Source organism: Variovorax sp. WDL1 (assembly GCF_001541225.1).
Taxonomy (GTDB): Bacteria; Pseudomonadota; Gammaproteobacteria; order Burkholderiales; family Burkholderiaceae_C; genus Variovorax.
Genome location: NZ_LMTS01000064.1, coordinates 1 through 13,510 on the forward strand (window position 1 = coordinate 1; position 13,510 = coordinate 13,510).

The following is a 13,510-nucleotide window of genomic DNA, read 5'->3' on the forward strand; positions in this document are numbered from 1 at the left end:
CTCGCCCGCCGGGGCGAACTCCCGGCTCCGGCCTCAACCCAAGCGCGCCGTACGAAATCAAACGAACGAGCGCCGTCACCCAATCGTCCTCCCCCAGCCGGAAGAAGCAGTAAAAGACATGCAGATCGACGCCGCCCCCTTCCCCTACGAGTTCGACTTCCCCCGCACCGCACTCGTCATCATCGACATGCAACGCGACTTCATCGAACCCGGTGGCTTCGGCGAAAGCCTGGGTAACGACGTCTCGCTGCTCCAGGCCATCATCCCCGCCACGCAATCGATGCTCCACGCATGGCGAAGCAAGGGCGGCCTGGTGGTCCATACAAGGGAAGCCCACCGTCCCGACCTGGCGGACTGCCCGCCGGCCAAGCGCAACCGCGGAAAGCCCGCGCTGCGCATCGGCGACCCCGGCCCCATGGGCCGCATCCTGATCGCCGGCGAACCGGGCAACCAGATCATCGACGCCCTGGCCCCGGTCGAGGGCGAGATCGTGATCGACAAGCCCGGCAAGGGCGCCTTCTACGCGACAGGCCTGCAGTCCCTGCTGCAGCAGCGCGGCATCCGCAGCCTGGTCTTCATGGGCGTCACCACCGAGGTCTGCGTACAGACCAGCATGCGCGAGGCCAACGACCGCGGCTACGACAGCCTGCTGCTGGAAGACTGCACCGAGAGCTACTTCCCCGCCTTCAAGGCCGCGGCGCTGGAGATGATCCGCGCCCAGGGCGCGATCGTCGGCTGGACCGCGCCGAGCGCACGCCTGCTCGCGGCGCTGGGCGACTAACATCTTCCCCGTGCCCACCTCCGTCAAGACCCGCACCGCTCCCACCCGACCCGCGCCCGAAGACCCGGCATTCCGCACACGCGCCGACGAGGTCTACGCGCAGCTCAAGCGCGACGTCGCCGAGTTCAGCCTGGTGCCGGGGGACCGCTTCACCGAAAGCGAGATCAGCGAACGCCTGGGCGTCTCGCGTACGCCGGTGCGCCAGGCGCTGTTCCGCCTGCAGCAGGAGGGCTATGTCGAGGTGCTGTTCCGCAGCGGCTGGCGCGTGCTGCCCTTCGACTTCGACCAGTTCGAGCAGCTCTACGACCTGCGCATGGTGCTGGAGACCACCGCCGTGCACCGGCTCTGCGAGAGCGACCATCGGGTCGATCGCAGCCTGCTGGACAGCCTCGCGGGCATCTGGCTGGTGCCTGCGGCTCAGCGAAGCGCCGACACCGTGCAGGTCGCGCAATGGGACGAGGAATTCCACTGCGCGCTGGTCGCCGCCGCCGGCAACGCAGAGATGGCGCGCGTGCACCGCGACGTGACGGACCGCATCCGCATCATCCGCCGCCTCGACTTCACGCAGCAGTCGCGCATTGCGGCCACTTACGAAGAGCACGCCAAGATCCTCAAGGCCATCCGCGCCAACCGGGGCGACCAGGCCGCGATGCTGCTGCGCGCACACATCGAGACCAGCCAGGCAGAGGTGCGCAAGATCACGCTGCACCAGGTGCACATGGCAAGAATGACGGGGCGCCGCTAGGAGGGCGTCATTCCAGGGGTGCCGCGGAACCCGCTTTGCCGGGCCGCTGGTATCGCCCCCGGTGAGCGGGTTGGCGAAGCGACACGAAGTGCGCGCAGCCTGGGGAAGAGCTTTACTCTGCAGTGATGCCGCCGCGCTGGACCACGCCGGCCCAGCGCTGCGCGTCCTTGGCCATCAGCGCCTTGAACTCGTCGGGCGTCGAGCTCGCCGGCACCATGCCCTGCGACTCGAAGGCCGTCGCGACCTCGGGCTGCTTCAGCACCGCGGCGATCTCCTTGTTGAGCCGCGCCACCACCGGGCCGGGCGTTCCCTTCGGTGCCAGCACGCCGTACCACATGTCGACGTTGCCGCCCTTGAGGCCGGCTTCGGCCAGGGTCGGGACTTCGGGCAGCTGGGCCAGCCGCTTGTCGCTGCCGGTCGCGAGCGCCTTCAGCTTGCCGGCCTGGATGTGCTGCAGCGCCACGTGCACCGGCAGGAACATGTAGTCGATGCGCCCACCCAGAAGGTCGGTCACGGCGCCGGCCGTGCCTTTGTAAGGCACGTGCAGCATCTCCGTGCCGGTGCTCTGAAGCAGCAGCGCCATCGAGAGGTGGTGCGGCGTGCCCACGCCGGGCGTGGCATAGGTGAGCGTGCCGGGGCTGGCCTTGGCCGCGGCCACGACCTGCGCCACCGAGGTGGTCTTCTGCACGTTCGGGTTGGTCACGAGCAGCAGCGTGCCCCAGGAGGTCAGCGAGACCGGCGTGAAGTCGTTCAGCGGGTCGTAGGCCAGCGTCTTGTAGAGGCTCTTGTTCATCACCAGCGTGTTGACCTGCACCAGGAGGGTGTAGCCGTCGGGCTTGGCGCGCGCGACTTTCTCGCTGCCGATGTTGCCGCTCGCGCCGGGCACGTTGTCGACCACCACCGGTTGGCCCAGCACGGCCGGCAGCCGTGCCGAGAGCTGGCGTGCGATGAGGTCGATGCCAGTGCCGGGCGTGTAGGGCACGACCAGCGTGATCGGCTGATCGGGCCAGGCCTGTGCGGCCGCGGCGCCGGCGGCCAGCAGCAGCGTGGCGAGGATCTTCTTGAATGGACGCATGATGTTGTCTCCGTCGGTCTTGTTCAAAGGTAGGAAGGCCGCGCCTTCAGTGCTGCCGGGTCGTAGCCGGCGACGCGCTTGTAGTTGTCCGAGATGGCCTGCAGCTCCGCCGTGCTGACGATGTCCTCGAGCCGCTCGAAGCGCTTGCCGCCGGAGCGCTCGAAAACCTCGCGCAGGATGGTGTCCGGTGGGTTGCTGCGGTTGGTCAGCACGACGTTGGTCGTGACCTGGACGCGCACCCGGTCGTAGTCCTCCAGCGCCTCCGTGCCGACGCCGAGCCGCTTCAGTGCGCCCGCCAGGTAGCGGGCATCGATGATGGCCTGGCCTGCGCCATTGGAGCCGCGCGGCACCATCGGGTGCGCCGCGTCGCCCAGCAGCGTGAGACGGCCATGGGTCCAGCGCGGCAACGGGTCCTGGTCGACCATCGGGTATTCGAGGATCGCGTCCGAAGAGCGGATCAGCGCCGGCACGTCCAGCCAGTCGAAATGCCAGTCCTCGAAGGCGGGCATGAAGTCCTCCAACCTGCCGGGGCGGCTCCAGTCCTGCAGCGCGGGCTGCGGCGCATGGATCTCGGCCACCCAGTTGATCAGCTGGTTGCCTTCGGCGTCGACGTTGTTGCGGATCGGGTAGATGACCATCTTGCCCTGGTCCAGCCAGCCCGCGCGCACCATGCTCGCGCCCGAGAGGAAGGGCTTGTGCTTCGCGGTGCCGCGCCACATGTTGACGCCGGAGTAGCGCGGTGCGCCCTCGTTCGGGTAGAGCTGCTTGCGCAACACCGAATGGATGCCGTCGCAGCCCACCGCGAGCGCGGCGCGCACAGGGGGGAGTGCGGCGCCGTCGGGCGCGGTGAAGCGGGCGCTGACGCCGTGCTCGTCCTGCTCGACGCCCACGCAGCGGCGGCCGCAGACCACGCTGTCCGCCCCAAGGCGTTCGCGGACCGCGGTCAGAAGCACGGTGTGCAGGTCGCCACGGTGGATGGAGTACTGGGGCCAGTCGTAGCCTGCTGCGGTCCCGGCGGCCTCGCGGAACACCAGCTGGCCGTGGGAATTGAAGAACACCGCCTCCTGCGTGCGCACGCCGACGGCATCGAGCGCCGGGAGGAGCCCCAATTCGCCCAGCTCGCGCGCTGCGTGTGGCAGCAAATTGATGCCGACGCCGAGCGGCTTCAGCTCGGGTACCGCTTCGTAGATGCGGCAGGGGATGCCGGCTTGGTGCAGGCTGAGTGCCAGGGTGAGGCCGCCGATGCCGGCGCCCAGCACGATCACTTGGGTCTCGTTCATGTGTCCGGATCTCTTCGCAAGTGGGGAAATCAGGATTAGACCGGCGCGGTGTTCATCTGGGAAATTTAGATGTCATATGTATTTATCATGAAAGGGTATGAATCTTTCCATGCGCCAGATGCGCGCCTTCCTGCACGTGGCGCGGATCGGCAACTTCACCCGGGCGGCCGAGCAGGCCCATATGACGCAGGCGGGCCTCAGCACGCTGGTGCGAGAGATGGAGCGCCAACTCGGTACGCGCCTTTTCGATCGCACCACGCGGATGGTCGGCCTGACGCCAGCGGGGCGGCGCCTGCTGCCTGTGGTCGAGCGCGTGCTCGGCGAGCTGGACGAGGTGACGGGCCGCCTGAGCGCCGAGGGCGAGGAGGCTCGGCAGATCCTGCGTGTCGCTGCTACCCCGCTGGTGTCCTCCAATCTGCTGCCGCAGGTCTTCGCCCGCTTTCGCGGAAGCCACCCGCGCATCCGGCTCAGGCTCTTCGATGCCGACCTGCGCGCCGTTGAAGCGATGGTGGTCGAGGGCGAGGCCGACATGGGCCTGGGCTTCTTCTTCAAGCCCGCGCCGGGGCTGGACCGCTCACCCGTGGGCCGCTTCCAGCTGATGCGCGTGACGCCGGCGGAAGTCGATGAAGCGACACCCGTCGGCAGCACTCCGTGGTCTTCGCTGCGCGATGCGCAGCTGCTGGGCTTGCCCCCGGGCAACCCGATCCAGAAGCTCATCGACGGCCACCTGGCAAGCATCGGCCAGGCCGATCCGAACCGCCCCGCCTTCAACTTCTTCGGCACCCTGATCTCGATGGTCGAGGCCGGCTTCGGCAGCGCCGTGATGCCGACCTTTGCGCTGGCGGCCTGCCGGCGGCACCGCGTGCGCACCGACCTGCTGGTCAAGCCGAAGGTCGAGCTGGACTTCTATCGCATCACCAAGCGCGGCGTGCAGGAGACGGAGGCCATGCAGGCCTTCTGCAAGACGCTGGTCAAGGCGTTGCCGGCCCTGTCGCGATAGCTCGCATCGCAGTCACAGGGTGAAGTCGTAGTCCACCGTGATCGGCGCGTGGTCGCTGAACTTGATGGTCTTGAAGATCTGCTCGTTGCGCGCGAGCCTGGCGATCGCCGGCGTGGCCAGGTGGTAGTCCAGCCGCCAGCCCACGTTCTTCGCGTAGGCCTGGCCGCGGTTGCTCCACCAGGTGTAGGCCTCGTCGGTGGTGTCGGGCTTGAGGATGCGGTAGACGTCGACCAGCCCCGCGCCCTCGGCGCCTTCGTCGAGCAGCCTGGTCATCCAGGCCCGCTCCTCGGGCAGGAAGCCGCTGTTCTTCTGGTTGCCGCGCCAGTTCTTGAGGTCGATCTCCTTGTGCGCGATGTTGATGTCGCCGCACAGCACGAACTCCCGCTCGCGCTTGAGGGCAATGAGGTGTGGGAAGAAGCCCTTGAGAAAGCGGTACTTCGCCGCCTGCCGCTCCTCGCCCGAGGAGCCGCTCGGGAAATAGCAGCTGATCGCCGAGAACCTGCGTGTCGGTGTGTCGAAGCGCAGCTCGAGGTAGCGGCCCTCGGCGTCGAATTCCCTGTCGCCCCAGCCCACCACAACTTCGCTGGGCTCGTGCCGGGTGTAGATCGCAGTGCCGGCGTAGCCCTTCTTCTCCGCAAAATGGAAGTGGCCCTTGAGGCCGGCCATGGCCTCGAAGCGGCCCTCGATGTCGCTTGCCTGGACGCGGATCTCCTGCATGCAAATACAATCCGGCGCCAGTTCGGCCACCCAGTCGGCGACGCCCTTGGTCGCGGCCGAGCGCAGGCCATTGAGGTTGAGGCTGGTGAGTTTGAACACGAGGAGGTTCCCGATGGGTGAAAAGGTGGCAGTGGCAGGAGAAGAAGGTGCACTGGCCCAGGCATTCGTGCAGTTCGCGCTCGAATCCGGGGTGCTGCGCTTCGGCCAGTTCAAGACGAAGGCCGGCCGCATGAGCCCCTACTTCTTCAACGCAGGGCTGTTCGACGACGGCGCCAAGCTCGCGCGGCTGGCGGAATTCTATGCAGACCGTTTGATCGCCAGCGGGCTCGAATTCGACATGATCTTCGGCCCCGCCTACAAGGGCATCCCGCTGGGCGCCACCTTGGCGGCCGAGCTGGCCCGGCGCGGGCGCAACGTGCCCTTCGCCTACAACCGCAAGGAAGCCAAGGACCACGGCGAGGGCGGCAGCCTGGTCGGTGCGCCGCTGTCGGGCCGGGTGCTGATCGTGGACGACGTGATGTCGGCGGGCACGGCAGTGCGAGAGTCGATCGCCGCCATCCGCAGTGCGGGTGCCACGCCGCATGCCGTGGTCATTGCGCTGGACCGCCAGGAGAAGGCCACCGAGAACGGAGTCGATGTGGACCACAGCGCTGTGCAATATGTCCGCCAGCAGCTCGGAATGCAGGTGGTGGCGATCGCCACGCTTGACGACTTGTTACAGTATCTGTCGGGGCGCGCGGACGGCGAGCTGAGCGCCCACCGGCAGGGAGTGCTGGACTATCGGGCCCGCTACGGCGCGGGTTGACCTCAACCGCTCGGAGGATCGATGTTGGCGCGCATGCAGTACACACGCATCGGATTACTGGCGCTGCTGCCGCTGGCTGCAGCGAGCGTGGCCCATGCCCAGCAGCCTGCCGCCGGTCCTGGCATCTATACCTGCACCGACGCCCGCGGCCGCACCATCACGGCCGACAGGCCGATCCCGGATTGCGCCGACCGCGAGCAGCGCGAACTCAGCCCCAGCGGCAGCGTGCGGCGCAAGCTCGAACCGACCTACACGGCGCGCGAGCAGGCCGAGCGCGAGGAGCGCGAGCGACAGGTGCAGCTACAGGCAACCCGCTTGCGTGAAGAGAAGAGGCGCGAGCGCGCGCTGCTGATCCGCTACCCCAACCCGGCCGCGCACGACCGCGAGCGGGCCGAGGCGCTGGTGCAGATCGATGCGGTGATCACTGCCGCGCGCAGGCGCCTGAGCGAGCTGGCCGAGGAGCGTCGCAAGATCGACGACGAGCTCGAGTTCTACGCCAGTGACATTGCCAAGGCGCCCGCTTCCCTGCGGCGCAAGGTCGACGACAACACCAAGAGCGCCGCGGTACAGAGCCGCTTCATTGCCGACCAGGACGACGAGAAGAAGCGGGTGAACGCTCGCTTCGACGAGGAGCGCGCCCGCCTGCGGCCATTGTGGGCCGGCACTGCGCCGGCCATCACCACGCGCTGACGGCCTCCTATCCGAGCTTGGCCTTCAGCAGCGCGTTGACCTGCGCCGGGTTGGCCTTGCCCTGGCTCGCCTTCATGACCTGGCCCACCAGCGCGTTGAAGGCCTTGTCCTTGCCGGCCCGATATTCGTCGATGTTCTTCGGGTTGGCGGCCAGCACGGTGTCGATGATCTTCTCGAGCGCGCCGGTGTCGCTCATCTGCCTCAGGCCCTTGGCGTCGATGATGGCGTCGACGTCCTGGCCCTCGCCGGTCCACAGCGCGTCGAAGACCTGGCGTGCGGCGTTGTTCGACACGGTGCCGTCGCCGATACGCCCGATCAGCGCGGCGAGCTGGGTGGCGGTGACCGGTGCCTGGGCGATGTCGATGTCCTGCAGGTTCAGCCGGCGCGCGATCTCGCCGGTGATCCAGTTGCTCGCGAGCTTGGGGGCGGCGCCCGCGCGCACGGCCTCGTCGAAGTAGCGCGCCAGGGCCGGGCCCTGGGTGAGTTGTGCCGCGTCGTAGTCCGACAGCCCGTGCTCGTGGACGTAGCGCTCGGCCATGGCGCGCGGCAGCTCGGGCATCCCGGCGCGCACACGCTCGATCCACTCGGGCGCGATCGCCAGCGGCGGCAGGTCGGGGTCCGGGAAGTACCGGTAGTCGGCCGCGTCCTCCTTGGTGCGCATGGCGCGGGTCTCGCCGGTCTCCGGGTCGAACAGCACGGTGGCCTGCTGGATCGCGCGGCCGTCCTCCAGCTCGCCGATCTGCCAGCGGATCTCGTAGTCGATCGCCTGCTGCATGAACTTGAAGCTGTTGAGGTTCTTGATCTCGCGCCGCGTGCCCAGCGGGGCGCCGGGCCGCCGCACCGAGACGTTGGCGTCGCAGCGGAAGCTGCCCTCCTGCATGTTGCCGTCGCAGATGCCGATCCAGGTCACGATCTTGTGCAGCTCGCGCGCATACGCGACGGCCTCGGCGGTGGAGCGCATGTCGGGCTCGGTCACGATCTCCAGCAGCGGCGTGCCGGCGCGGTTCAGGTCGATGCCCGACTGGCCGACGAAGTCCTCGTGCAGCGACTTGCCCGCGTCTTCCTCGAGGTGGGCGCGCACCAGGCGCACGGTCTTCTTCTCGTCACCCAGGAAGAAGCTCACCGAGCCGCCCTGCACGACCGGGATCTCGTACTGGCTGATCTGGTAGCCCTTGGGCAAGTCCGGGTAGAAGTAGTTCTTGCGCGCGAACACGCTGCGCGGCGCGATGTGCGAGCCGAGCGCCAGCCCGAGCTTGATGGCGCGCTCGACGGCGCCCTTGTTCATCACCGGCAGCGTGCCGGGCAGCGCCAGGTCGACGGCACTGGCCTGGGTGTTGGGCTCGGCCCCGAAGGCGGTGGAGGCGCGGCTGAAGATCTTGCTTGCGGTCGAGAGCTGGGCGTGGGTCTCGAAGCCGATGATGACCTCGTAGCCCTGCACCAGCGGGCCGGTCGGGCGGCCTTCCTGTGCTTTTTCGAAGGAGATGGCAGCACTCATTTCAAAGGAATCCGGTTTGTTCGGGGAACACCGCGGATCCGGCTTTGCCGGGCCGCTGGTGTTGCCCCGGGTGAGGGGGCTGAGGGGCCGCGGCTCGAAGCTGCCTGCGCGGGCTTGGACGGCCTGAAGGGCAAGGCCTCCGGCCGCAGCACGCTTGGCGGCCACACAAAGTGGGCAAGCATGGGGGAGAGTTCATTCATAGCCCTCCGGCGCGCGCTGGTGCCAGTCGGTCGCCTGCTGGAAGCGGTGCGCGGCGTTCAGGAGCTTCGCCTCGCCGAAGTAGTTGCCGATCAGTTGCAGGCCCACCGGCATGCCGCCGTCGAAGCCGGCCGGCACGCTCATGCCGGGCAGCCCCGCCAGCGAAGCGGGCAGGGTGAAGATGTCGGCCAGGTAGTCGGCCACCGGATCGCCGCCATGCTCGCCGAGCTTCCAGGCCACCGTGGGCGCGGCCGGGCCGGCGATCAGGTCGCACTGCGCGAAGGCCTGCTGGAAGTCGTCGGCGATCATGCGGCGCACCTTCTGCGCCTGCAGGTAGTAGGCGTCGTAGTAACCGTGCGAGAGCACGTAGGTGCCGATCATGATGCGGCGCTTGACCTCGTCGCCGAAGCCTTCCTCGCGCGTCCTGGCGTACATGTCGGCCAGGTCGCGGTAATTCTTCGCGCGATGGCCGAACTTGACGCCATCGAAGCGGCTCAGGTTCGAGCTCGCCTCGGCCGCCGCGATGATGTAGTACACGGGAATCGAAAGCTCGGTGCGGGGCAGGGTGACCTCGACGCGCTTCGCACCCAGCTTCTCGTACTCGGCCAGCGCAGCCTCGACGGCGGCGCGCACGCCGGGGGCCACGCCTTCGCCGAGGAACTCGCGCGGCACGCCGATGCGCAGGCCTTCGAGCGAATCGCCCAGGCTGCGGTTGAAGTCCTCGGGCGGCGTGTCGAGCGAGGTCGAGTCGCGCTCCGGGTCCGGCCCGCACATGGCCGACAGCATCAATGCGCAGTCCTCCGCCGAGCGGGCGAAGGGGCCGGCCTGGTCCAGGCTGGAGGCGAAGGCCACCATGCCGTAGCGCGAGGCGCGTCCGTAGGTGGGCTTGATGCCGGTCACGCCGCAGAAGGAGGCGGGCTGGCGGATGGAGCCGCCGGTGTCGGTGCCGGTGGCTGCCGGCACCAGGCGCGCGGCCACCGCGACGGCACTGCCACCGGAGGAGCCGCCGGGGATGCGCGCACGGTCCCAGGGGTTGCGCACCGGCACGGCGTGGTCGAAGCCCACGGCGGGCACGGCCACGTTCTCGTTGGCCGAGCCCATCGCGAACTCGTCGCAGCTGAGCTTGCCGAGGTTCACGGCGCCGGCCTCGGCCAGCTTGCGCACCACGGTCGCGTCGAAGGGTGAGCGGTAGCCGGCCAGGATGCGCGAGCCGGCGGTGGTCGGCAGGTCGGCGGTGACGAAGATGTCCTTGTGCGCGATCGGTACGCCGGCCAGGGGCCGGGCGTTGCCGGCCGCCAGTTGCGCATCGGCGGCGCGGGCCTGGGACAGGGCGAGATTCTCGTCCAGGGCCACGAAGGCGCCAAGGTCCTGATGCTGCCGGATGCGGGCGAGATGGTGCTGGGCGGCCTCCACGGCCGAGACCTTGCGCTCGCGCAGGGCGGCGGCCAGCTCGGCCACGCCCCATTCGTGCAGGTCCGCGTTCATTCGATCACCTTCGGTACCAGGAACAGCCCGTTCTCGACCGCGGGCGCGCTGCGCTGGTTCAGCTCGCGCTGGTTCGGCTCGCTGGCCACGTCATCTGCCAGGCGAAGCGTCACGTCCTGGATGGCAGCCACCGGATGCGACAGAGGCTCGACGCCCGTGGTGTCGATGGCGCGCATGCGCTCCACAAGCTCGAAGAAGCCGTTGATCTGGCCGAGCATGCGTTCGCTCTCGTCTGGCGCGAGCGCGAGCCGGGCGAGCGATGCGATGCGCGCGATATCTGAAGAAGTGAGGGACATCGGAAACAGCGAGAAAGGACAGAGCCCCGGAGGGCCGCCAAAGGTCGCACTTTGCACCTTCGGAGGGTGCGCCGGAGGCGGGACACGGGGGGGATTCAGGTATTATCCCGCCTTTGCCGCAACCCCCGCGAACGCGCCGGCATTTGCTGCAAAAACGTCCATCCATCCCCGTCCAAAAACGACCCAGCAAGAGGGCGACGACATGCCGACGCGCATGCCGTGCTCCAGAGGATTCCAGAATGTTCGGAGCTTTCCGTCGGTACTTCTCGACCGACCTCGCGATCGACCTCGGCACCGCCAACACCTTGATCTTTGCCCGCAACAAGGGCATCGTGCTCGACGAGCCTTCGGTGGTCGCCATTCGCCACGAGGGCGGGCCGCACGGCAAGAAGGTGATCCAGGCGGTGGGCCGCGAAGCCAAGGCCATGCTCGGCAAGGTGCCCGGCAACATCGAGGCCATCCGACCCATGAAGGATGGCGTGATCGCCGATTTCGTGATCACCGAGCAGATGATCAAGCAGTTCATCAAGATGGTGCATCCGCGATCTCTGCTCACGCCCAGCCCGCGCATCATCATCTGCGTGCCCTGCGGCTCGACCCAGGTCGAGCGCCGCGCCATCAAGGACGCGGCCGAGGCGGCCGGCGCCACATCCGTCTACCTGATCGAGGAGCCCATGGCCGCCGCCATCGGTGCCGGCCTGCCGGTGTCGGAGGCCAGCGGCTCGATGGTGGTGGACATCGGCGGCGGCACCACCGAGGTGGGCGTGATCTCGCTGGGGGGCATGGTCTACAAGGGCAGCGTGCGGGTCGGCGGCGACCGCTTCGACGAGGCCATCATCAACTACATCCGCCGAAACTACGGCATGCTGATCGGCGAGCCGACGGCCGAGGTCATCAAGAAGAGCATCGGCTCGGCCTTCCCCGGCTCCGAGGTCAAGGAGATGGAAGTCAAGGGCCGCAACCTCAGCGAGGGCGTGCCGCGCAGCTTCACCATCAGCAGCAACGAGGTGCTGGAGGCGCTGACCGATCCGCTCAACAACATCGTCTCGGCCGTCAAGAACGCGCTGGAGCAGACCCCGCCCGAGCTGGGTGCCGACATCGCCGAGCGCGGCATGATGCTGACCGGCGGTGGCGCCCTGCTGCGCGACCTGGATCGGCTCCTGGCAGAGGAAACCGGCCTGCCGGTCCTGGTGGCCGAAGACCCCCTGACCTGCGTGGTGCGCGGCTGCGGCATCGCCCTCGAGCGCATGGACCGCCTGGGCAGCATCTTCACGAGCGAGTAATGTTGCTCGCCCCCAGGTCGCGCGCACTTCGTGTCGCGCTCCCACCCCCGACCGGGGGCGGCGCCTGCGGTCCGGCAGAGTCGGTCCCGCGGCCCCCCCCGAACACTCCGGCTCGTGGCATAAAGCAGCATGCCGCTCGGCACCCTTGACCGTACCGCGCCGCCCCTGTTCAACCAGGGCCCGTCGGCGCTCAGCAAGCTGATCTTCTTCAGCGCGCTGGCGCTGTTCCTGATGGTGGCCGACGCCCGCTTCAACATCGTCCAGCCGCTGCGCGCAGGCATCGGCGCAGTGCTCTATCCGGTGCAGTGGCTCGCCCTGAAGCCGGTGCAGCTGGCGATGGGCGGCGGGCGCTACCTGGAAGACCTGCAGACCGCGCAGGCCAAGGAGGCCGATGCGCGCCGGGCGCTGGCGCTGCAGTCCGAACGCGCCAGCCAGGCCGACACCCTCGCGCAGGAGAACGCCAGGCTGCGCTCGCTGCTCGAGTTGCGCCAGACTACGCAGACACCGGGCCGCGCGGCCGAGGTGCTCTACGACGCGGCCGACCCGTACACCCGCAAGCTGGTGATCGACCAGGGCCTGGCGAACGGTATCGCGCCCGGCTCGCCGGTGATCGACGAGCACGGCGTAGTGGGGCAGGTCACGCAGGTCCAGCCCTTCACCAGCGAGATCACGCTGGTGATCGACCGCGACCTGTCGATCCCGGTGCAGAACGTGCGCACCGGTGCGCGCAGCGTGGCCTTCGGCGATGCCAGCGCCCATGGCGGCGGGCTGGAGCTGCGCTTCATTGCGCCGAGCGCCGATGTGCAGGAGGGTGATCTGCTCACCACCAGCGGGGTCGACGGCGTCTACCCGCCAGGCTTGCCGGTCGCGAAGATCGACCGCATCGATCGCCGCGCCGATTCCGCCTTCGCCCGCATCCACTGCTTGCCCATGGCGCATGTGGCGGCCGCGCGCTACGTGCTGGTGCTGTCGCCCACAGGCAACCAGATGCCCAAGCCTGCGCCGGCCGCGGCGGCCGACGCCAATCCGGCGGCGAAGAAGAAGGCCGACAGGGCCAGCGCCAAGCCGGACAAGGCCGGCAAGGCAGAGAAGAAGGAGGGCCGCACTCCGTGATCATGCGTCCCGGCCACCAGCAGCTGCTGCTGCCGGTCAACCCCTTGTTCATCTGGGCCAGCCTGATCGTGGCGTTGCTGGTCAACATGGTGCCGATCGGCCGCGCCGCCTGGCTGCCCGACCTGCTGGCGCTGGCCATCGTGTTCTGGAGCGTGCACCAGCCGGCGCGCATCGGAATCGGCGCGGCCTTCGTGTTCGGGCTGTTGATGGACGTGCACCAGACTGCGCTCCTGGGCCAGCATGCCCTGTCCTACACCACCCTGGGCTTCTTCGCGATCATGGTCCACCGGCGGCTGCTCTGGTATCCGCTGCTCTCGCAGGCGCTGCAGGTGCTGCCGCTTTTCGCCATCTCGCACTTGATCGAAGTGGCGATCCGCCTGATCGGCGGCGGCATCTTCCCCGGCTGGGGCTTCCTGATCGCGCCGGTCGTCGAGGCGGCGCTCTGGCCTTTCGTGACCCTGCTGCTGCTGGCGCCGCAACGGCGCGCTCCCGAACCCGATGCCAACCGGCCCCTGTAACAGCCGCACGGCCGTCTTGCTCCCCGGCC

General features: G+C 68.5%; 14 protein-coding genes. 8 read left to right on the top strand and 6 right to left on the bottom strand.

Going from position 1 to position 13,510, the window contains the following annotated elements; translation table 11 throughout:
• Window positions 1-118 precede the first annotated feature (118 nt).
• Both APY03_RS08900 and APY03_RS08905 read left to right on the top strand, forming a co-directional pair.
• Complete coding sequence (locus APY03_RS08900) at window positions 119-781, top strand: cysteine hydrolase family protein (RefSeq protein WP_068675940.1); 663 nt, start codon at window positions 119-121, stop codon at window positions 779-781.
• 10 nt (window positions 782-791) lie between these two features.
• Window positions 792-1,526, top strand: coding sequence for a GntR family transcriptional regulator (locus APY03_RS08905; protein ID WP_068675942.1), 735 nt, complete (start codon window positions 792-794; stop codon window positions 1,524-1,526).
• Window positions 1,527-1,638: 112 nt separating this feature from the next.
• Here the strand turns inward: APY03_RS08905 and APY03_RS08910 are convergent, their stop codons facing one another.
• The gene (locus APY03_RS08910; protein WP_068676000.1) at window positions 1,639-2,601 is read right to left on the bottom strand and encodes a tripartite tricarboxylate transporter substrate binding protein; all 963 of its coding nucleotides are present in this window, start codon (window positions 2,599-2,601) and stop codon (window positions 1,639-1,641) included.
• A gap of 23 nt (window positions 2,602-2,624) precedes the next feature.
• Window positions 2,625-3,881, bottom strand: a complete 1,257-nt coding sequence (locus APY03_RS08915; RefSeq protein WP_068675944.1) for a flavin-dependent oxidoreductase — start codon at window positions 3,879-3,881, stop codon at window positions 2,625-2,627.
• Between the two features lie 97 nt (window positions 3,882-3,978).
• On the opposite strand from APY03_RS08915, the gene APY03_RS08920 reads away from it, so the two are divergent.
• The gene (locus tag APY03_RS08920) at window positions 3,979-4,881 is read left to right on the top strand and encodes a LysR family transcriptional regulator (RefSeq protein ID WP_068675946.1); all 903 of its coding nucleotides are present in this window, start codon (window positions 3,979-3,981) and stop codon (window positions 4,879-4,881) included.
• Between the two features lie 12 nt (window positions 4,882-4,893).
• Here APY03_RS08920 and APY03_RS08925 read toward each other — a convergent pair whose 3' ends face one another.
• On the bottom strand, window positions 4,894-5,697 hold the full coding sequence (locus tag APY03_RS08925) for an exodeoxyribonuclease III (RefSeq protein ID WP_068675948.1): 804 nt from the start codon (window positions 5,695-5,697) through the stop codon (window positions 4,894-4,896).
• 13 nt (window positions 5,698-5,710) lie between these two features.
• On the opposite strand from APY03_RS08925, the gene pyrE reads away from it, so the two are divergent.
• A complete protein-coding gene (pyrE, locus tag APY03_RS08930) occupies window positions 5,711-6,403 on the top strand; it encodes an orotate phosphoribosyltransferase (protein ID WP_068675950.1) in 693 nt (230 codons plus the stop codon).
• A gap of 33 nt (window positions 6,404-6,436) precedes the next feature.
• Window positions 6,437-7,093 (top strand): DUF4124 domain-containing protein, encoded by a 657-nt coding sequence (locus tag APY03_RS08935; protein WP_232081206.1) that lies wholly within the window; start codon window positions 6,437-6,439, stop codon window positions 7,091-7,093.
• 7 nt (window positions 7,094-7,100) lie between these two features.
• On the opposite strand, the gene gatB is transcribed toward APY03_RS08935, so the two are convergent.
• From gatB to gatC, 3 genes are all read right to left on the bottom strand, one after another.
• Entirely contained in the window at window positions 7,101-8,588 is a 1,488-nt protein-coding gene (gene gatB / locus APY03_RS08940; RefSeq protein WP_068676004.1) for an Asp-tRNA(Asn)/Glu-tRNA(Gln) amidotransferase subunit GatB, read from the bottom strand.
• 192 nt (window positions 8,589-8,780) lie between these two features.
• Window positions 8,781-10,271: an Asp-tRNA(Asn)/Glu-tRNA(Gln) amidotransferase subunit GatA gene (gene gatA, locus APY03_RS08945; RefSeq protein WP_068675951.1), complete on the bottom strand. Its 1,491-nt coding sequence runs from the start codon at window positions 10,269-10,271 to the stop codon at window positions 8,781-8,783.
• The gene (gatC, locus tag APY03_RS08950; protein ID WP_068675953.1) at window positions 10,268-10,567 is read right to left on the bottom strand and encodes an Asp-tRNA(Asn)/Glu-tRNA(Gln) amidotransferase subunit GatC; all 300 of its coding nucleotides are present in this window, start codon (window positions 10,565-10,567) and stop codon (window positions 10,268-10,270) included. The genes gatA and gatC overlap by 4 nt, the downstream gene beginning before the upstream one ends.
• Window positions 10,568-10,806: 239 nt before the next feature.
• Here gatC and APY03_RS08955 point away from each other — a divergent pair, with 239 nt between their 5' ends.
• The 3 genes from APY03_RS08955 (at window position 10,807) to mreD (ending at window position 13,481) form a co-directional block, all read left to right on the top strand.
• Window positions 10,807-11,850, top strand: coding sequence for a rod shape-determining protein (locus APY03_RS08955; RefSeq protein ID WP_028249609.1), 1,044 nt, complete (start codon window positions 10,807-10,809; stop codon window positions 11,848-11,850).
• Between the two features lie 129 nt (window positions 11,851-11,979).
• Window positions 11,980-12,963 carry a rod shape-determining protein MreC gene (gene mreC, locus APY03_RS08960; RefSeq protein ID WP_068675955.1) on the top strand — a complete coding sequence of 328 codons (984 nt, stop codon included), beginning with the start codon at window positions 11,980-11,982 and terminating at the stop codon, window positions 12,961-12,963.
• Window positions 12,960-13,481 (top strand): rod shape-determining protein MreD, encoded by a 522-nt coding sequence (mreD, locus tag APY03_RS08965; protein WP_068675957.1) that lies wholly within the window; start codon window positions 12,960-12,962, stop codon window positions 13,479-13,481. The genes mreC and mreD overlap by 4 nt, the downstream gene beginning before the upstream one ends.
• Window positions 13,482-13,510 lie beyond the last annotated feature (29 nt).